Source organism: Enterobacter nematophilus, assembly GCF_026344075.1.
In the GTDB taxonomy this organism is placed as follows: Bacteria; Pseudomonadota; Gammaproteobacteria; order Enterobacterales; family Enterobacteriaceae; genus Enterobacter; species Enterobacter nematophilus.
Genome location: NZ_JAPKNE010000009.1, coordinates 1 through 17,629 on the forward strand (window position 1 = coordinate 1; position 17,629 = coordinate 17,629).

A 17,629-nucleotide genomic window follows, 5' to 3' on the forward strand; every position below is an offset into this window, starting at 1 on the left:
AACAATCAATTTCAGCCTGATACAGATGAACAGAATTTGCCTGGCGGCTTTAGCGCGGTGGTCCCACCTGACCCCATGCCGAACTCAGAAGTGAAACGCCGTAGCGCCGATGGTAGTGTGGGGTCTCCCCATGTGAGAGTAGGGAACTGCCAGGCATTAATTAATAAGAACCCCGTACCGAAAGGTGCGGGGTTTTTTGCTTTTGTTTTTCCATTCCGCCAGGAGCCGCAGGCCCGGTAAACACAGCGCCAGCCCGCAAAGCAGACCGCACGGTCCCACGGCAAAGAGAAGCAAGAATATAAAGAAGGGATTTATAAACGCAGAAAAGCAAAAACCCAGCCATAGGCTGGGTTCTTTAAATAGTGGTGCCCGGACTCGGAATCGAACCAAGGACACGGGGATTTTCAATCCCCTGCTCTACCGACTGAGCTATCCGGGCAACGGAGCGCATTAAACCGCAATCGCGCCTTATCGTCAACATTATTTCAGGAAAAGCTGTTCAACTGCTTAAGTTTGCGGCAATCTGTTCGTTTTCGCCGTGAAAATGCACAAATCTTCCAGACAATACCGGGCCGCGCGGCAATGCTGATAACAACAGGAGGGCAGTATGGCAAACGACTGGCTTGAGCTCCGTCAGCATGCGGATACCGGCATTGAAACGATCAAAGCGCACTTCGAAGGCCATGCCTTCGATCCCCACTGGCACGATAGCTATCTGGTCGGGATTACCCTTTCAGGCACCCAGCAGTTCCACTGTCGTCGCGAACGTCATCACAGCCGTCCGGGTGATGCGTTCTTACTGGAGCCGGGTGAAATTCACGACGGCGACGCGCCTGTGGAAGGGGGCTTTACCTATCTTACCTTCTATCTTGACGAGCAGTGGCTGACGCGCACCCTCCGGGGATTATATGAAGCCACGCCGGATCGCTACTCGCTTCACTTTGCTCAAACGCTAACGCGAGAACCTCAGCTGGTCCGTTCTATCGGCGAGACGTTTAACGCGCTGCATAGCGATGAGATGAAAATTGTTCAGCAGAGCACAATGGATAAGCTGCTCTCTCAGATCACCTCCCATTGCCACTGGCGTAAGAAACTCCCGTCGCAGCTACAAAGCGCTGCCGTGGCGCACCGCGCACGCGACTATCTTTATGCGCATATCGGCGAGAACGTGGGCTTGTCAGACCTTGCGCGCGAGACGGGCACGGATCGCTTTACGCTGACGCGCTGTTTTAAGCGCGAGTTCAACATGGCGCCGCACGCCTGGCTTATTCAGCTGCGTCTGGCAAAGGCGCGACAGCTGCTGGCGCACGGCGAGCAGCCTGTTAACGTGGCTACAGCGCTCGGCTTTGCCGACCAAAGCCATCTGGGACGCTGGTTCCAGCGTGCATACCGTATTTCCCCTGCCCACTACCGCCGGTTATGCACAAACCTTCCAGACGTTTCCAGAAAATAGCGGCACAGTGATGGCTCTAAGAAAAAAGGAGCCCTCTGTGAGTCTGATGCCTTATCTGCTGTTTGCCTTTGTCGCGTCGATAACGCCCGGCCCGACGAATATCCTCGTTCTCACTAACAGCCAGCACTTTGGTGTGAAAAATACCGTCCCCGCCATTTTGGGGGGATGTATTACGGCGAGTCTGATTGTGCTGATATCGGGCGCAGGCGCCGGAGAGGTGCTGCGTCAGTTTCCTCTGATACGCCAGGCAATGAGCTGGGCGGGCGTAGTGTGGCTCACCTGGATGAGCTGGCAACTGTATCGCGCGCCTGCGGCGAATCTTTCTGAGAAGGCGCCTCATCGCTTCACCGCGCAAGCCGCAACGCTCCTGCAGGTGGTGAATCCGAAAACGTGGATGATGGCGCTGGCGGTAGTGAGTCTTTTTGCCCCCGCGAGCATTCATCCGTTAAGAGATATTGCGCTGATGGCGCTATGGTTCTTAGTGATTTCTGTGATGTGCCTGATGTGCTGGGCGTGGCTGGGGAAGGCGGTAAACCGGGTGTTTCGCACCACCGTGGCGATGGTGCGGTTTCAGCGCATGATGGCGCTATGTCTGCTCGTCTCCGCCTGGGCAGGCATGCTGGTTTAGGTCAGTGCCCCGCCCATACGACACTGGGCAAAGCGCAGAATGTCTTCCGCCAGGCGGTGCGCCGTATCCACATCGGCCTGGCTACGGTTCACCAGCATGCGGCTCAGGCAACCTTCCAGTACGAGCTCCATCTGCTTAGCGACCATTGCCGGGTCATCCACTTCAAGCGTTGTCAGCAGTTCGTGGGTGAAGTCATGCGCCGCACGTTTTTGCTGATCCGCCAGCTGGTGTATTGGATGGCCAGGATCGGGGTAAAACGTACAGGCAGCAATAAACAGGCAGCCTGGATAACGATTGTTGCTGACGCATTCTGTCAGGGCGGTGTAGCGCGCCAACAGCTTTTGCTCAGCCGTCAGCTCTTCATTCAACATTAGCTGCCTGCGCCAGATATCCACCTGCTGGCTAAGATAGCGTAGGGCATCATAAAGCAGCGCCTCTTTATCCGGCCAGAAGCGCTTTAGCTCATCCAGAGGGTAATCGATACGGTCGGCTACCATCTCAAGCGTGGTGCTGGCGATCCCTTGAATCTCAAGTAGTTGCAGGGCTTGTCCCAGTACGTCTTCGCGTTGCACGGTTATCTCCTCCGCTATTCCCAACGGTATGTCCCGTCTAAAGTGTTGTTTACGGTTGGCGATTGCGCAAATGCGCGCTGAATGCCGTTGCATCCATAAACCCGGTTACACGCTGTTCTGGCTGCTCTTCCCCCTGCTCATTAAAGAACAGAATAGTCGGCAGCCCGAGTACGGTAAGGTGTTTAAGCAGGGCCTTATCCTGCGCATTGTTGGCTGTGACGTTTGCCTGAAGGAGTACCGTCTCTTTCAGGGCATTTTGCACCTGCGGATCGCTAAAGGTGTATTTTTCAAACTCTTTGCAGGCGACACACCAGTCGGCATAGAGATCGAGCATCACCGGTTTGCCTTTTGCCTGCGCCAGCGCGCTGTTGAGCTCATCGACGTTCTTAATGTGTATAAAGTTTAAATGTGCCTGCGTCTGGCCCACAGGCGAGCCGAACGCCCAATCCTGAAGCGGACGCACGCTCACCAGCGCGGCGGCGAGCAGGAGAATTTGCACCAGACGCATCCACGCTTTTTTTGCCCCCAGGCTAACGATAAACGCCCAGGAGAAGAACGCCACGCCGAGCATGGCCCACAGGCGCAGACCCCACGCGTCACCAATAATGCGTTCCAGCAGGAACACCGGAAGCGCCAGGATGACAAAGCCAAACGCGGTTTTCACCGTCTCCATCCACGGGCCGCTCTTCGGCAGCAGGCGGTTGCCAAACACCGTCACCAGAATCAGCGGCAGGCCCATCCCCAGCGCGTAAAGATACAGCGTACCCCCGCCGAGCCACATGTTGCCGCTTTGGGCAATGTACAGCAGGATAGCGCTGAGCGGTGCGGTGGTGCAGGGGGAGCAGATCAGCCCGGCGATGGCACCCATTGCGAACACGCCGCCCGCAGAGCCGCCCTGCTGGCGATTGCTCATCAGCGTTAAGCGGGTTTGCAGCGAAGAGGGCAGCTGCAGCGTGAACAGGCCAAACATCGACAGCGCTAACAGGATAAATACGACGGACAGGCCGATAAGCACGTAAGGGTGCTGAAGCGCCGCCTGGAACTGCAGCCCAGCCGCGGCGACCACTAGGCCGAGCGCGGTATAGGTGAGCGCCATACCCTGCACGTAGATAAACGCCAGGAGCAGCGCGCGGGCGGTAGAAAGACGCTGTTTGCCGCCCAGGACAATCCCGGAGATAAGCGGGTACATCGGCAGGACACACGGGGTAAAGGCAATGCTGATACCAATCAGTAAGGCCCAAAGCGCTGAGAAAGGCAGCTCAGAAGCAGCTTCGCCTTCACCCCTCACCCTTGCCCTCTCCCCTGAGGGAAGAGGGGAGGCAGCCGCTTTAACTTCACTAAGCGGAACGACCTTCGTTTCAGGGGGGTAGCAGAAGCCCGCGTCGGCACAGCCCTGATACGTCACCGTCAGCGTGGCATCTTTATCCGCCTGATTCACCGTGACGGGCACGCTCAGGCGCTGGCGATAGATTTCACTTTTACCGTAGAACTCGTCCTCGTGCCACTCGCCTGCGGGCATCTGCGGTGCGCCGACGCTAGCCTTTGCAGGCGTGATGCTGACCTGCTTGCGGTAGAGGTAGTAGCCCTCTTTCACCTGCCAGGTCAGATTGAGATCGTGCTGGTTTTGCTGAAAGTCGAAAACAAACGCCTGATCGGCAGGAATAAAGTTTGAACGGCCGGGTGCGTCAAACAACCCGGCAAATACTGACGTGCTGCACAGCAGCAGGATCAGCGTAAAGAAGCGTTGAGCCATGAGAGATAGTCGTTATCGCCGTGGACCACTGGCAGCACCAGCAGCTCCGGGGTTTGGTAAGGATGATGAGACTTGAGGCAGTCAAGGAGCGCCTGCTGATTCGCCAGATTGGTTTTAAGTAACATCTGGACTTCATACTCCTGCTCCAGCTTGCCTTCCCAGTAATAGAGGGAGGTCGCGCCGGGGAGCAGCGTTACGCAGGCTGCCAGTTTTTCGGCCAGCACCTTGGCGGCGAGATCCTGGGCAGAGGCTTCATCAGGGGCGGTACACAGTACGACGACAGCATCAGGCGTGTTCACAAGTCGACCTCCTCATCACGAAAGTCTTCACTATATCACGCAAGACGATTGGTCATTAATGAAACGGGCCGCAGAGCGGCCCGATTTTAACTATTTTTACAACGGCTAACGGTTTACAGCACAATGCCGCCGATGATAAAGCCGAGGACGACGCAAAGCGTAATCGCCACCACGCCCGGGATCAGGAACGCGTGGTTAAACACGTACTTACCGATGCGGGTTGAGCCGGTATCGTCCATCTCAACCGCCGCCAGCAGGGTTGGGTAGGTTGGCAGAACGAACAGCGCAGAAACCGCCGCGAAAGAGGCAATCGCCGTCAGCGGCGTCACGCCCAGCATCAGTGCCGCAGGCATCAGCGCTTTGGTGGTGGCAGCCTGGGAGTAAAGCAGCGTCGCGGCAAAGAACAGTACCACCGCCAGCAGCCACGGGTAGTTGTGCAGCAGGTCGCCGGCAACGGTCTGGATGTCGCTGATGTGCGCTTTCACGAAGGTGTCACCGAGCCACGCCACGCCCAGTACGCACACGCAGGCGCTCATACCGGATTTGAAGGTGCTGGCGTTCAGCACTTCGCTGGTGTCGATTTTACAGGTGATGCTAATCAGCGTTGCGATGGTCAACATGAACACCACGATCGCTTCGTTACGCGGCAGCACCGGGTTCTGAATCAGCCCCACGGTGTCGCTGATGGCGGTCGCGTAGAACATCACGGCGACGATACCGATCAGGAACAGCAGCACGGAGCGCTTCGCGTGCGGCTTCAGTTCGAAGACCTGGCTACCGCGCAGGCTTACTTCACCTTTTGCCAGACGCTCCTGGTAAACCGGATCGTCTTTCAGCTCGGCGCCGAGGAAGTTACACAGCACGGCGGTAATCATCACCGCAATCAGCGTAACTGGAATACAGATCGCCAGCAGCGTCAGGTAGCTCACGCCCATCGGCTCAAGGATACCCGCGAAAAAGACTACGGCGGCTGAGATTGGCGACGCGGTGATCGCAATCTGCGATGCCACCACGGCAATAGAGAGCGGACGAGACGGGCGAATACCCTGTTCTTTTGCCACTTCAGTGATCACCGGCAGCGTGGAGAACGCCGTGTGGCCGGTTCCCGCGAGAATGGTCATAAACCAGGTCACCAGCGGGGCAAGGAAGGTTATATATTTCGGATGGCGGCGCAGCATGCGCTCCGCCAGGCTCACCAGGTAGTCCATACCGCCTGCCACCTGCATGGCCGCAATAGCGGCAATAACCGCCATGATGATTTCGATAACGTCAAAAGGGATTGCGCCGGGTTTAATCTGAAAGATAAGGGTAAGTACGAGCACCCCGAGACCACCGGCAAAACCAATGCCGATACCCCCGAGCCGCGCGCCCAAATAAATCGCCAACAGGACGATGACGAGTTCTGCTCCAAACATAAAGACCTGCCTTGCTTATTAACAAGTTGATATTGAATTGTTGTATTTAGGTAACGCCTAAAAAGAAAAAAGGCACGTCACAAGTGACGTGCCTTTCGGAAGCCTAGCCTGAACTGTTACTGTTCGCTTTCATCAGTATATCGTTTCGCTTTATATGCCGGGTGCATCAGGTTCTGGGCCGAGAAGATATCGTCCAGCTCAGCTTCGGTCAACAGTCCGCGCTCCAGCACGACTTCACGCACGCTCTTACCGGTTTCGGCACAAATCTTACCAACGATGTCACCGTTGTGGTGGCCGATGAACGGGTTGAGGTAAGTAACGATCCCGATAGAGTTATAAACATAGCCTTCACAGACTTCTTTATTCGCGGTGATGCCGTTAATGCATTTTTCCAGCAGGTTGTAGCAGGCGTTTGTCAGGATGTGAATGGATTCAAACATCGCCTGGCCAATCACCGGCTCCATCACGTTCAGCTGCAGCTGACCCGCTTCGGAGGCCATCGTCACGGTGGTGTCGTTACCGATGACTTTGAAGCACACCTGGTTCACCACTTCCGGCACAACCGGGTTTACCTTGGCTGGCATGATGGACGAACCGGCCTGCAGTTCTGGCAGGTTGATTTCGTTCAGGCCAGCGCGCGGGCCGGAGGAGAGCAGGCGCAGGTCATTACAGATTTTGGACAGTTTCACCGCCAGACGTTTCAGGGCGCTGTGTACCATCACGTACGCGCCGCAGTCGGAGGTGGCTTCAATCAGGTCTTCCGCAGGTACCACCGGCAGGTTAGACACTTCCGCCAGCTTCTGAACCGCCAGCTGCTGATAGCCATCCGGGGTGTTCAGACGCGTACCGATGGCGGTTGCGCCCAGGTTCACTTCCAGCAGCAGCTCGGAAGTGCGCAGCAGGTTTTTGGTCTCTTCGTTCAGCAGCACGTTAAACGCGTGGAATTCCTGACCCAGCGTCATTGGCACCGCGTCCTGCAGCTGGGTACGACCCATTTTCAGAATGTCCTGGAACTCAACCGCTTTACGCTGGAAGCCATCGCCCAGCTGGTTGATCGCGTCCACCAGTTTGACCACGGAGGCATACACCGCGATGCGGAAGCCGGTTGGGTAGGCGTCGTTGGTGGACTGGCATTTGTTAACGTGGTCGTTCGGGTTCAGGTACTGGTACTCACCTTTCTGGTGACCCATCAGCTCCAGGCCAATGTTTGCCAGTACTTCGTTAGTGTTCATGTTGACGGAGGTACCCGCGCCGCCCTGATAGACGTCAACCGGGAACTGGTCCATACATTTGCCGTTGTTCAGCACTTCATCGCAGGCAGCGATAATCGCATTTGCCGCGCTTTTAGGAATGGTTTGCAGCTCTTTGTTCGCCAGCGCTGCGGCTTTCTTCACCATCACCATGCCACGGACAAACTCAGGGATGTCGCTGATTTTGCTGTTGCTGATGTAGAAGTTTTCAATCGCTCTCAGAGTGTGAACACCATAGTAGGCATCCGCTGGAACTTCCCTGGTACCCAACAAGTCTTCTTCGATACGAATGTTGTTTAACATGTGAACCTTCTTTTCAAGCTGCCGATGGATTGTACTAAACACACAGTATTTATGTGGTTTTGAATATTTTCTGACCGACGATTATTCCCTCAATCAGCCAGATGTTCGAGATCATATGCTGATGATAGCGAATTGCCGTAAGCTGGATCACTTATTATCGAGCCGATTCCATGATAATTATTAATCTGTGAAATGGGTCACCGCTTTAATATTTCCAAAAAAAATATCCGTGCAAACCGATTGAATTTTCGCTAACCGTCACCATCTCATTCAAACGCGCGTCGCGAACACATTCAGACAGGGGCCCGACGGCACCTGCCCTACAGGAGATGCCAGTGCGCTGGATACCGTTTATTGCTTTCTTTCTCTATGTTTACATTGAGATTTCCATTTTTATCCAGGTTGCCCACGTGCTGGGCGTCCTGCTGACGCTGATTCTGGTGATCTTCACCTCCGTCATCGGCATGTCACTGGTGCGTAATCAGGGTTTCAAAAATTTCCTGATAATGCAGCAGAAGATGGCCGCAGGCGAAAGCCCGGCAGAAGAGATGATCAAAAGCGTGTCGCTGATTATTGCGGGCCTGCTGCTGATCCTGCCGGGGTTCTTCACCGACTTCCTCGGCCTGCTGTTGCTGTTGCCGCCGGTACAGAAGCACCTGACCATGAAGCTGCTGCCGCATCTGCGCTTTAGCCGCATGCCGGGCGGCGGGTTCAGCACAGGGCCAGGCGATACCTTCGAAGGGGAGTATCAGCGCAAGGATGAACAGCGCGACCGTTTAGACCATAAAGACGATCGATAATTTTATTGCCCGGTGGCTTCGCTTACCGGGCCTGCGGATTTTTCCGCTTCGGTAAAAACGCCCACAGTCCCGCCAGCATGACGATGGCGTACACACTCTTCCATCCCACCATCGCCAGCAGCAGCAGGCAAAGCACGCCCCCGACGACCGCCAGTGCTTTATAGCGACCTTTCAGCAGACGACAACCCGCCAGCATGCACAGCAGGTAGATCATGATGAAAATGCCGTTGGCGTAAATAATTAGCGCATCAAGGTTGATGTCGAGAATATAAATGCCCAGCGAGCTCAGGACGCAGCAGCCCAGCACGGCATTCAGCGCATTCATCGGAAGTTGACGTTTAGACAACCGCGCGAGGCGGCTCTCGGGTTTGTCGCGCGCCTGTGACCACACCAGACGGGCGAAACTCTGGATATAAATGTTGAGGCTGGCAAAGCAGGCGAGATAGCCAATCACGCAGGCCACCCATAGCGCCTTCACGCCGAACAGTTCAACCACGATACCCGGTAGCGATGCGGCAGCGGCTTTATCTTCGCCGAACGCGTTGAAGTGCAGCACCAGCACGGTACAGGCCCAATATACGGTGCCTGCCAGCAGCAGACCAATCATCAGCGCGCGGGGAAAATCACGCTCGGGCTGTTTAAACTCGGATGCCAGGTGAGCGAATGCTTCAAGACCAACGAAACACCAGAACATGACGGATAACGCAGCGAAAAGCTGTGAATGGTCGATATCGTTTATCGCAGGGAAGGGGATATCCGCCACGGTAATGTTACCCGCAAACCAGATGGCGACGATCAGCACGACGATCAACGCTGCAACCAGCGTTTGCAGATTCGCGCTTGAGCTGGCCCCGCGCGAGCCCACCCACCAGACAATCGCCAGCGTACCCAGTTCAGCCATCAGCAGCTGCTCGTCGTGCCAGCCAAACAGCGCCTGTCCAAAGCCGGTGGCGATATGCAGGGCTGCCGGAAGGCCAACGGGTATTACCGACAAAAACAGCCAGCCGATCACGCGCTCCATGCGCGGACCAAACGCCATGCCGACAAAATGCGCCACGCCGCCCGCGCTGGGGAAATGTCGTCCGAGGATGGCAAACACAATCGCCACCGGGAAAACCAGCAGGATCAGCACCGGCCATGCCCAAAGGCTGTTATTTCCGGCGACCAGCGCCGCCAGTGCCGGTACGGCAAACACGCCCGTACCTAACAAGGAGGTTGAAAGCAGGCCAACGCCCTGCGCCAGCCCCAGCTCCTGCCTGAGTCCGCTCATTTACCTGTCCCGCCACCATCAAAAGAGAGTGGATGGTAACACTTTCGCAAATTTTTTTTCGATTCCCCCTTGAAGGGGTAAAAAGCTATCCCCATCTCTCAGGGCACTAGTCGGAAAACCGCATGCGGGCCGGCGTCATCCATAACTGATAATGACTTTCTCAAAGGAGAGCTATCAATGAGTATTCGTCCGTTACATGATCGTGTGATCGTCAAACGTAAAGAAGTTGAAACCAAGTCTGCTGGCGGCATCGTTCTGACCGGTTCTGCAGCAGCCAAATCAACGCGTGGCGAAATCATCGCTGTCGGTAAGGGCCGCATCCTGGAAAACGGAACTGTGCAGCCGCTGGACGTTAAAGTTGGTGACATCGTAATTTTCAACGATGGCTACGGCGTGAAATCCGAGAAGATCGACAATGAAGAAGTGTTGATCATGTCCGAGAGCGACATTCTGGCAATTGTTGAAGCGTAATTTACGCACGAGAATTTGAGGAAATAAGAACATGGCAGCTAAAGACGTAAAATTCGGTAACGACGCTCGTGTAAAAATGCTCCGCGGCGTAAACGTACTGGCAGATGCAGTTAAAGTGACCCTGGGCCCGAAAGGCCGTAACGTAGTGCTGGATAAATCCTTCGGCGCGCCAACCATCACTAAAGATGGTGTTTCCGTTGCACGTGAAATCGAGCTGGAAGACAAGTTCGAAAACATGGGCGCGCAGATGGTGAAAGAAGTTGCCTCTAAAGCGAACGACGCTGCGGGTGACGGTACCACCACCGCGACCGTACTGGCGCAGGCAATCATCACCGAAGGTCTGAAAGCCGTTGCTGCGGGCATGAACCCAATGGATCTGAAACGTGGTATCGACAAAGCTGTCGCCTCCGCTGTTGAAGAACTGAAAGCGCTGTCCGTACCGTGCTCTGACTCTAAAGCCATTGCTCAGGTTGGTACCATCTCCGCTAACTCCGACGAAACCGTAGGTAAACTGATCGCTGAAGCGATGGATAAAGTCGGTAAAGAAGGCGTGATCACCGTTGAAGACGGTACCGGTCTGGAAGACGAACTGGACGTGGTTGAAGGTATGCAGTTCGACCGCGGTTACCTGTCCCCATACTTCATCAACAAGCCAGAAACTGGCGCTGTTGAGCTGGAAAGCCCGTTCATCCTGCTGGCTGACAAGAAAATCTCCAACATCCGCGAAATGCTGCCTGTGCTGGAAGCCGTTGCGAAAGCAGGCAAGCCGCTGGTTATTATCGCTGAAGACGTTGAAGGCGAAGCGCTGGCGACCCTGGTGGTTAACACCATGCGCGGCATCGTGAAAGTGGCTGCGGTTAAAGCACCTGGCTTCGGCGATCGCCGTAAAGCAATGCTGCAGGATATCGCTACCCTGACCGGCGGTACCGTGATCTCTGAAGAGATCGGTATGGAGCTGGAAAAAGCGACTCTGGAAGACCTGGGCCAGGCAAAACGCGTTGTGATCAACAAAGACACCACCACTATCATCGACGGTGTGGGTGAAGAAGCCGCTATTCAGGGCCGTGTTGGTCAGATCCGTAAGCAGATCGAAGAAGCCACTTCCGATTACGACCGTGAAAAACTGCAGGAGCGCGTAGCGAAACTGGCAGGCGGCGTTGCGGTAATCAAAGTTGGTGCGGCGACCGAAGTTGAAATGAAAGAGAAGAAAGCACGCGTTGACGATGCCCTGCACGCGACCCGTGCTGCGGTAGAAGAAGGCGTCGTTGCTGGTGGTGGTGTCGCGCTGGTGCGTGTAGCCGCTAAACTGGCTGGCCTGACCGCTCAGAACGAAGACCAGAACGTGGGTATCAAAGTTGCGCTGCGCGCAATGGAAGCTCCTCTGCGTCAGATCGTGTCCAACGCCGGTGAAGAGCCATCTGTCGTTGCGAACAACGTGAAAGCGGGCGAAGGTAACTACGGTTACAACGCTGCAACTGAAGAATACGGCAACATGATCGACTTCGGTATCCTGGACCCAACTAAAGTGACCCGTTCTGCTCTGCAGTACGCGGCATCTGTAGCTGGCCTGATGATCACTACCGAGTGCATGGTGACCGACCTGCCAAAAGGCGACGCGCCTGACTTAGGTGCTGCTGGTATGGGCGGCATGGGTGGAATGGGCGGCATGATGTAATCATGCTGTTCTGAACCTCTCAGAACGAACCCCGGACAGAAATGTCCGGGGTTTTTTATTGCCGCTACTCAAATGTTCCCTTCAGGCATGCTACGCTTTCGCGCACCATCTGGCGGCCTTTCGCCCAGACCTCGCGGATCTTCAGGTCATCCGTCAGCACCAGGAAATCGGCATCGCATCCGGGCGCGATCCGCCCCTTATGCTCCAGCCCGAGAAACTCCGCCACGTTACGCGTAAACGGCAGAAGCGCCTCCTCCAGCGGCAGATGATACCGGTTGACCAGCTGCTGTAGGGTTTCGGGCAGGGACTCGAAGCCCGCTACGCCAATGCCCACCAGATTACCGTTCGCATCAAAAATCGGCTGGCTGCCGTTACCGTCCGAGCTGAGCGTAAGCCGGTTAAACGGCACCTGCGCTTCACGGGCCGTCACGATGGCGGTGGCGGCATCAATGGGCTCTCGAATGCTGGTGGTAATATCGATATAACCCCCTTCGCGGGCATAGTTAAGCGCGGCGAGGAACAGCGCCTGGTCGCGGTTAACGTGGGTTGGCAGCAGCTTCGTACGGGGAACGTCGGCGTTATCGAGGATGTTAAACAGCGGCTCCAGCAGCTTCGGGCTGTTGCCGAGGTGAAACACGGATATGCCCGCTTTGGCGCCCAGCAGCCCGCCGACGCGCGACTGAGCGGCCATATTCGCGAGCTGGTCATCCGTCGGTGCGGAAGAGCGATGGTCGGAAATCGCGCATTTCACGCCGATGATTTTATCAATCAGCGCCACATCCTTTTCGACGCTGCCGGTAATCGTCGGAGAAGGCAGTCCGTACGCGCCTGTCAGCATCCACGCGCTGATCCCTTCATGCTCAAGCGCCCGCGTTTTTGCCAGCAGGGATTCGGGATGGCGGGTCACGCCGTCGGTACCCAGCAGGCCAACAACGGAGGTGATGCCCGCCGCCACCAGCGCGGATAACCGTACCTCAGGCGTCCGGGTGTGCGGACCGGCTTCACCGCCGCCGCCGATCAGGTGCACGTGCTGATCGATAAAGCCCGGGCAAACCACCGCCCCGGCGAGATCGCTTTCAGGACAGTTAAGCCGCGCTGTTGCGCGATTCGTTTTTTCAATCGCGACGATTTTTCCCCCGGCGATCAGCAGGTCGCAATATCCCCGATTCTCCGGCGCGTAAAGATGCACATTGCGGAAAAGATGGGGTTCCAGCACTGAAAAATCCATTTTTATCTCCTCAGAAGAGTAGCTGCATTACCCACATTGAGAGCAGGGCGTTAATGACGCAGATCGTAATGATGTGCGGGTAATATTTGGGGTTAACCCCTGCGGTACCAAGACAGCGGCCCGTGTTTTGTACCGGGTTGCCCATCAGATAGATGGCGGGAAGCAGGACGGTGGCATCGTAGCCGTTGAGCGTGCCGGCAGCCACCAGGCTGGCGCAAACCCCCACGCCCCCGCCCATACTCATCACCGAGGCCAGAAGGACCGTTGCCGCCGCGCCCGGAAGCCCCCACAGCGCCATGATCGGCTCGCAAATATTGCCAACAATATCCAGCAGGCCTGTCACCTTGAGCGCCTGAATGATGACAAACGCCATAACCACGTTCGGCAGCAGGCTGGTGGTGGCGATGGTAAAGCCTCGGCGGGCGCCATCAATAAACATGTCCATGACATTTTTACGCGGCTGGGCGATCATTTTTTTCCTCCTGAATACAACGATCTTCCATGTGAGCGATCCACAGACGCAGGAAGTTCGCGCCAACAAATTTAAACACCAGTATGACGGCCAGCGGCGTGATTACCGGGACGGTAATAAACGTGAAGAGTGCGGCACCGGAAGAAAAATAGTTAGTAATGATGGCGCTACCGCTGGTCTGGAAGGTGGCGAAAATGGCGCGCTCGCGATCGGTAATAGCCCCTTCGTCGGTCAACTCTTTGGTCATCCCTGCTGCGGCATCGGTATTTTGCAGGTTGGCGATGAGGGCCAGAGAGCAGATGCCCGGTACGCCAAGCAGCGGGCGCAAAATGGGCGTCATCAGCTGTTGCGCGGCACGCAGCCCGCCCAGCCCCTCGGTGACGGCAATGATCCCGAGCGATAAAATGACCGAAGGCGCCAGCTCAAGGGCAAATAAGAAACCGTCTTTCGCCCCCGTGCCGCCCTCGCCGCGAAACGTTAGCGCGCCGTTCACCGAACCAAAGCTGCCGTTTAGGACGGTAAAATCCAGCACGCGCCACCATTCGGTACTTTTGGCGAAAAAGCCCGAGAAAAATACGATGGTGAGCACAAACGCCAGATAGCCCACCCATGTTACCTTTTCCTCTCCTGAGGATGATGCACTCATGAAACCCCCTGTTTTAATCGCGTACAAAAGTTGTACGTCACAACACTAAAAACGATCGGGGGCTAAAACACGATATCCCAAAGGGCATTATCAGAATTCATTTAAGATATCGGAGGAGTGACGTACGGAATCTGGCTCGCAGAAATGCGCGGGGATTTTTCTTTTAGTCATCTTTTAGGTATAAGATTTACACACGGACAATTACTGTCCAGCTTATTGAAAACGAGGAATAACATGCGCGTAAAAGTCTGTGCAGGGATCGTAGGAGCAGCGTTGCTGCTGGCGGGTTGTAGCTCCAGCAATGAACTGTCGGCAGCGGGCCAGGGCGTTCGCTTTGTGGAAGATAAGCCAGGCAGCGAATGCCAGCTGTTAGGTACAGCCACCGGTGAACAAAGCAACTGGATGTCGGGTCAGCACGGTGAAGAAGGCGGTTCTATGCGCGGCGCGGCGAATGCCCTGCGTAACCAGGCTGCTGCTATGGGTGGTAACGTGATTTACGGCGTGAGCAGCCCGACGCAGGGAATGCTCTCCAGCTTCGTGCCAACGGCCAGCCAGATGAGCGGCCAGGTCTATAAGTGCCCGAACTGAGTTAACTTGCTGATGGCGCTGCGCCCCCACCTCGTAGGGCAGGTAAGCGTAGCGCCACCTGCCTTTTAGCGCTGCCGCAGCTGCAAATCCAGCGGCGTTTTACTCGGCTCTCCGCCAATCTCGCGTGCCAGCTTCGGCACCATATACCCTGAAACCAGCGTTAACAGTTCGCGCATAATCTGTCGGGCTTCGTCATCCGTCACCATAAAATGCGCCGCTCCCTGCACGCGATCCAGCACGTGCAGGTAATAGGGCATCACGCCTGCGTCAAACAAGGCGTTGCTGAGATCGGCCAGCACGCGGGCATTATCGTTCACGCCGCGCAGCAGGACGCTTTGGTTGAGCAGCGTGACGCCCGCCTTACGCAGGCGCGCCATCGCCGCGCGAAATTCATCGTCGATTTCGTTCGCGTGGTTAATATGGTTTACCAGCAGCACCTGCAGGCGGGACTGCTCCAGGCGTGCAGCCAGGCCGTCAGTGATACGTGCCGGAATGACAATCGGTAAACGGCTGTGAATGCGCAGACGCTTGATGTGCGGGATGGCTTCAAGCTGCGTCAAAAGCCAGTCCAGCTCATGATCTTTTGCCATCAGCGGGTCTCCGCCGGAAAAAATAATCTCATCCAGCTCTGGATGGGCGGCGATATAGTCCAGCGCAACCTGCCAGTTACGCTTATTTCCCTGGTTTTCGGCGTACGGGAAGTGCCGACGGAAGCAATAACGACAATTTACCGCGCAGCCGCCTTTTACCAGCAGCAGGGCGCGATTGAGATATTTGTGCAGTAAACCTGGCACCACGCTGTTTTGCTCTTCCAGCGGATCGGTGCTGTAGCCCGGCGCGGTAATAAACTCATCCTGCGACGTAAGGGTTTGTTTTAATAAAGGATCGTCAGGGTTGCCTTTTTCCATGCGCGCAACAAACGCGCGGGGAACGCGCAGGGCGAAAAGCCGCTTTGCCTCACGGCCGGCAAGCAACTCCGGGTGCTGATCGAGGTCTAAAAGACGCAGCAATTCATCAGGACTGGTGATTACATCGGCAAGTTGCGATAACCAATCTTCTCTGGATGGGGTGTTTAGGGTTACAATATGCGCCATTTTGTGGCTTAGCTACCAGTTAACAAATTTAGAGGGCCTTATGGCAACGTACTATAGCAACGATTTTCGTGCTGGTCTTAAAATCATGATGGACGGCGAACCGTACGCGGTTGAAGCCAGCGAATTCGTTAAACCAGGTAAAGGCCAGGCATTCGCACGCGTTAAGCTGCGCCGCCTGCTGACCGGTACCCGTGTTGAGAAAACCTTCAAATCTACTGACTCCGCCGAAGGCGCTGATGTTGTCGATATGAACCTGACTTACCTGTACAACGACGGTGAGTTCTGGCACTTCATGAACAACGAAACGTTCGAGCAGCTGTCTGCTGACGCAAAAGCGATTGGCGATAACGCGAAGTGGCTGCTGGATCAGGCCGAGTGCATCGTGACCCTGTGGAACGGCCAGCCTATCGCTGTTACCCCGCCAAACTTTGTTGAGCTGGAAATCGTTGAAACCGATCCAGGTCTGAAAGGTGACACCGCGGGTACTGGCGGCAAGCCAGCAACGCTCTCCACCGGCGCTGTGGTGAAAGTGCCACTGTTCGTTCAGATCGGTGAAGTGATCAAAGTGGATACTCGTTCCGGCGAATACGTATCCCGCGTGAAGTAATTTACGTCATGATTCGAGGCGCAGCGCCCGCTGCGCCTGATTTTTGCAGGCAGGGATGATGAAACGTACCGTTAAAATTCTGCTTCTGTTAGCGCTTTCCAGCGTACTGCTTTCCGGCTGTAACACCGCCCGTGGCATGGGGGAAGATATCCAGGACCTCGGTCATATCATTTCTCACGCTGCCAGCTAAGCTCGTCTAATTTTCCTAAAAATGCTTCCTTTTCCGTCAATCGGCGGGATCTTGTCTATTCTTAAGTTGCTATACACAAAACAACTTTGGCTATAAAAGGAAGATATTATGGTTAAGAAAACAATTGCAGCGATCTTTTCAGTGCTGGTACTTTCTTCAGTGTTAACGGCCTGTAATACCACGCGCGGCGTCGGTCAGGATATTTCTGAAGGTGGTAGCGCGATCTCTGGTGCGGCGACGAAAGCTCAGCAGTAATTAACAAACGGTACGGGACCGAATGGGTTTCGTACCGTCAGCTTTCTGACTCCTGCAGGGATAAAAACGGTGAAAAGCGCGTATCCATATGCAGCTTCATGCGGATATTGCGTTTATAGGTATAAACCGTTTTGCCATTGATACTCAGGTGAGCGGCAATTTTTTGATTGCTCGCGCCGTCCATCCACAACGTCAGCACTTTCTCTTCCTGTCGGGTTAGCAAGGGAGCGGCCACGGTTGGTCTGTGCGTGCTTGCGCCCGAGATTAACGCGTCATTAATAACCTCCGCGAGTTCCTCAAGAGGGGCGTTTTTCATTAACGTAGACCAGACCGGGAAGTTCTCCAGCCAGGCCGTCATGTCCCTGTCCTCTCCTGATTGCAGCATTATAAAAGGTAATTTTTCGCTGGCGTTCAGCAAGGAAGAGAATTGCTGGAAATGGTGAATATCCTGCCTGAAACCATGCAGGTCAGCGATAACCAGCGCAGGTTTCCATTGCAGAATGTGTTCTCTGGCGAGGAAAAGATTGTTCAGCCCGGTCACAACATAGTGCCCCGGGAACAAACCGGAATGATTGAGCCAGGCTTCAAACCCGGTGCGGGTGAAGTGACAACGGTCAATCAAAAGAATCTTGAACATATTTTATTCGCAGTCGGCTAGTG

General features: G+C 55.3%; 20 protein-coding genes, 1 tRNA gene and 1 rRNA gene. 10 read left to right on the top strand and 12 right to left on the bottom strand.

Annotation, left to right across the window (positions count from 1 at the left end):
- Window positions 1-39 precede the first annotated feature (39 nt).
- Window positions 40-155 (top strand): 5S ribosomal RNA (gene rrf / locus OSH03_RS18670).
- A gap of 208 nt (window positions 156-363) precedes the next feature.
- On the opposite strand, the gene OSH03_RS18675 is transcribed toward rrf, so the two are convergent.
- Window positions 364-439, bottom strand: a tRNA-Phe gene (locus OSH03_RS18675).
- Between the two features lie 168 nt (window positions 440-607).
- On the opposite strand from OSH03_RS18675, the gene OSH03_RS18680 reads away from it, so the two are divergent.
- Window positions 608-1,453 carry an AraC family transcriptional regulator gene (locus OSH03_RS18680; protein ID WP_253540404.1) on the top strand — a complete coding sequence of 282 codons (846 nt, stop codon included), beginning with the start codon at window positions 608-610 and terminating at the stop codon, window positions 1,451-1,453.
- 37 nt (window positions 1,454-1,490) lie between these two features.
- On the top strand, window positions 1,491-2,081 hold the full coding sequence (locus OSH03_RS18685) for a LysE family translocator (RefSeq protein ID WP_266179802.1): 591 nt from the start codon (window positions 1,491-1,493) through the stop codon (window positions 2,079-2,081).
- Here OSH03_RS18685 and OSH03_RS18690 read toward each other — a convergent pair.
- The 5 genes from OSH03_RS18690 to aspA all read right to left on the bottom strand — a co-directional run bounded on the left by OSH03_RS18690 (window position 2,078) and on the right by aspA (window position 7,673).
- Entirely contained in the window at window positions 2,078-2,653 is a 576-nt protein-coding gene (locus OSH03_RS18690; protein ID WP_028015225.1) for a transcriptional regulator, read from the bottom strand. The genes OSH03_RS18685 and OSH03_RS18690 overlap by 4 nt on opposite strands.
- A gap of 49 nt (window positions 2,654-2,702) precedes the next feature.
- On the bottom strand, window positions 2,703-4,406 hold the full coding sequence (locus OSH03_RS18695; protein ID WP_266179803.1) for a protein-disulfide reductase DsbD: 1,704 nt from the start codon (window positions 4,404-4,406) through the stop codon (window positions 2,703-2,705).
- Window positions 4,382-4,705, bottom strand: a complete 324-nt coding sequence (gene cutA, locus OSH03_RS18700) for a divalent cation tolerance protein CutA (RefSeq protein ID WP_014168278.1) — start codon at window positions 4,703-4,705, stop codon at window positions 4,382-4,384. The genes OSH03_RS18695 and cutA overlap by 25 nt, the downstream gene beginning before the upstream one ends.
- A 113-nt stretch (window positions 4,706-4,818) precedes the next feature.
- Window positions 4,819-6,120 carry an anaerobic C4-dicarboxylate transporter gene (locus OSH03_RS18705; RefSeq protein ID WP_008502949.1) on the bottom strand — a complete coding sequence of 434 codons (1,302 nt, stop codon included), beginning with the start codon at window positions 6,118-6,120 and terminating at the stop codon, window positions 4,819-4,821.
- 116 nt (window positions 6,121-6,236) lie between these two features.
- Window positions 6,237-7,673: an aspartate ammonia-lyase gene (gene aspA, locus OSH03_RS18710; RefSeq protein ID WP_003855923.1), complete on the bottom strand. Its 1,437-nt coding sequence runs from the start codon at window positions 7,671-7,673 to the stop codon at window positions 6,237-6,239.
- Window positions 7,674-8,008: 335 nt separating this feature from the next.
- On the opposite strand from aspA, the gene OSH03_RS18715 reads away from it, so the two are divergent.
- A complete protein-coding gene (locus OSH03_RS18715) occupies window positions 8,009-8,473 on the top strand; it encodes an FxsA family protein (protein ID WP_028015228.1) in 465 nt (154 codons plus the stop codon).
- Window positions 8,474-8,495: 22 nt separating this feature from the next.
- Here OSH03_RS18715 and yjeH read toward each other — a convergent pair whose 3' ends face one another.
- A complete protein-coding gene (gene yjeH, locus OSH03_RS18720) occupies window positions 8,496-9,743 on the bottom strand; it encodes an L-methionine/branched-chain amino acid transporter (protein ID WP_266179804.1) in 1,248 nt (415 codons plus the stop codon).
- 177 nt (window positions 9,744-9,920) lie between these two features.
- On the opposite strand from yjeH, the gene OSH03_RS18725 reads away from it, so the two are divergent.
- Both OSH03_RS18725 and groL read left to right on the top strand, forming a co-directional pair.
- The gene (locus OSH03_RS18725) at window positions 9,921-10,214 is read left to right on the top strand and encodes a co-chaperone GroES (RefSeq protein WP_003855929.1); all 294 of its coding nucleotides are present in this window, start codon (window positions 9,921-9,923) and stop codon (window positions 10,212-10,214) included.
- 31 nt (window positions 10,215-10,245) lie between these two features.
- Complete coding sequence (gene groL / locus OSH03_RS18730; RefSeq protein ID WP_023310114.1) at window positions 10,246-11,889, top strand: chaperonin GroEL; 1,644 nt, start codon at window positions 10,246-10,248, stop codon at window positions 11,887-11,889.
- A gap of 64 nt (window positions 11,890-11,953) precedes the next feature.
- Here the strand turns inward: groL and iadA are convergent, their stop codons facing one another.
- From iadA to OSH03_RS18745, 3 genes are read right to left on the bottom strand one after another with little or no spacing between them, the layout of a single operon-like run.
- A complete protein-coding gene (gene iadA, locus OSH03_RS18735; RefSeq protein ID WP_266179805.1) occupies window positions 11,954-13,117 on the bottom strand; it encodes a beta-aspartyl-peptidase in 1,164 nt (387 codons plus the stop codon).
- A 10-nt stretch (window positions 13,118-13,127) separates the two neighbouring features.
- Entirely contained in the window at window positions 13,128-13,589 is a 462-nt protein-coding gene (locus OSH03_RS18740; RefSeq protein WP_266179806.1) for a YjiG family protein, read from the bottom strand.
- Window positions 13,570-14,235 (bottom strand): nucleoside recognition domain-containing protein, encoded by a 666-nt coding sequence (locus OSH03_RS18745; protein ID WP_061099498.1) that lies wholly within the window; start codon window positions 14,233-14,235, stop codon window positions 13,570-13,572. The genes OSH03_RS18740 and OSH03_RS18745 overlap by 20 nt, the downstream gene beginning before the upstream one ends.
- 234 nt (window positions 14,236-14,469) lie before the next feature.
- Here OSH03_RS18745 and OSH03_RS18750 point away from each other — a divergent pair, with 234 nt between their 5' ends.
- Window positions 14,470-14,823 (top strand): DUF4156 domain-containing protein, encoded by a 354-nt coding sequence (locus tag OSH03_RS18750; protein WP_014882205.1) that lies wholly within the window; start codon window positions 14,470-14,472, stop codon window positions 14,821-14,823.
- A gap of 65 nt (window positions 14,824-14,888) precedes the next feature.
- On the opposite strand, the gene epmB is transcribed toward OSH03_RS18750, so the two are convergent.
- On the bottom strand, window positions 14,889-15,917 hold the full coding sequence (gene epmB / locus OSH03_RS18755; protein ID WP_061099497.1) for an EF-P beta-lysylation protein EpmB: 1,029 nt from the start codon (window positions 15,915-15,917) through the stop codon (window positions 14,889-14,891).
- A gap of 40 nt (window positions 15,918-15,957) precedes the next feature.
- On the opposite strand from epmB, the gene efp reads away from it, so the two are divergent.
- From efp to ecnB, 3 genes are all read left to right on the top strand, one after another.
- Window positions 15,958-16,524 (top strand): elongation factor P, encoded by a 567-nt coding sequence (efp, locus tag OSH03_RS18760; RefSeq protein ID WP_003855940.1) that lies wholly within the window; start codon window positions 15,958-15,960, stop codon window positions 16,522-16,524.
- A 58-nt stretch (window positions 16,525-16,582) separates the two neighbouring features.
- A complete protein-coding gene (locus OSH03_RS18765; RefSeq protein ID WP_028015234.1) occupies window positions 16,583-16,714 on the top strand; it encodes an entericidin A/B family lipoprotein in 132 nt (43 codons plus the stop codon).
- A gap of 108 nt (window positions 16,715-16,822) precedes the next feature.
- Window positions 16,823-16,969 carry a lipoprotein toxin entericidin B gene (gene ecnB / locus OSH03_RS18770; RefSeq protein ID WP_003025482.1) on the top strand — a complete coding sequence of 49 codons (147 nt, stop codon included), beginning with the start codon at window positions 16,823-16,825 and terminating at the stop codon, window positions 16,967-16,969.
- A gap of 37 nt (window positions 16,970-17,006) precedes the next feature.
- Here ecnB and OSH03_RS18775 read toward each other — a convergent pair whose 3' ends face one another.
- Complete coding sequence (locus OSH03_RS18775; protein WP_151413448.1) at window positions 17,007-17,606, bottom strand: helix-turn-helix transcriptional regulator; 600 nt, start codon at window positions 17,604-17,606, stop codon at window positions 17,007-17,009.
- Between the last annotated feature and the right edge of the window lie 23 nt (window positions 17,607-17,629).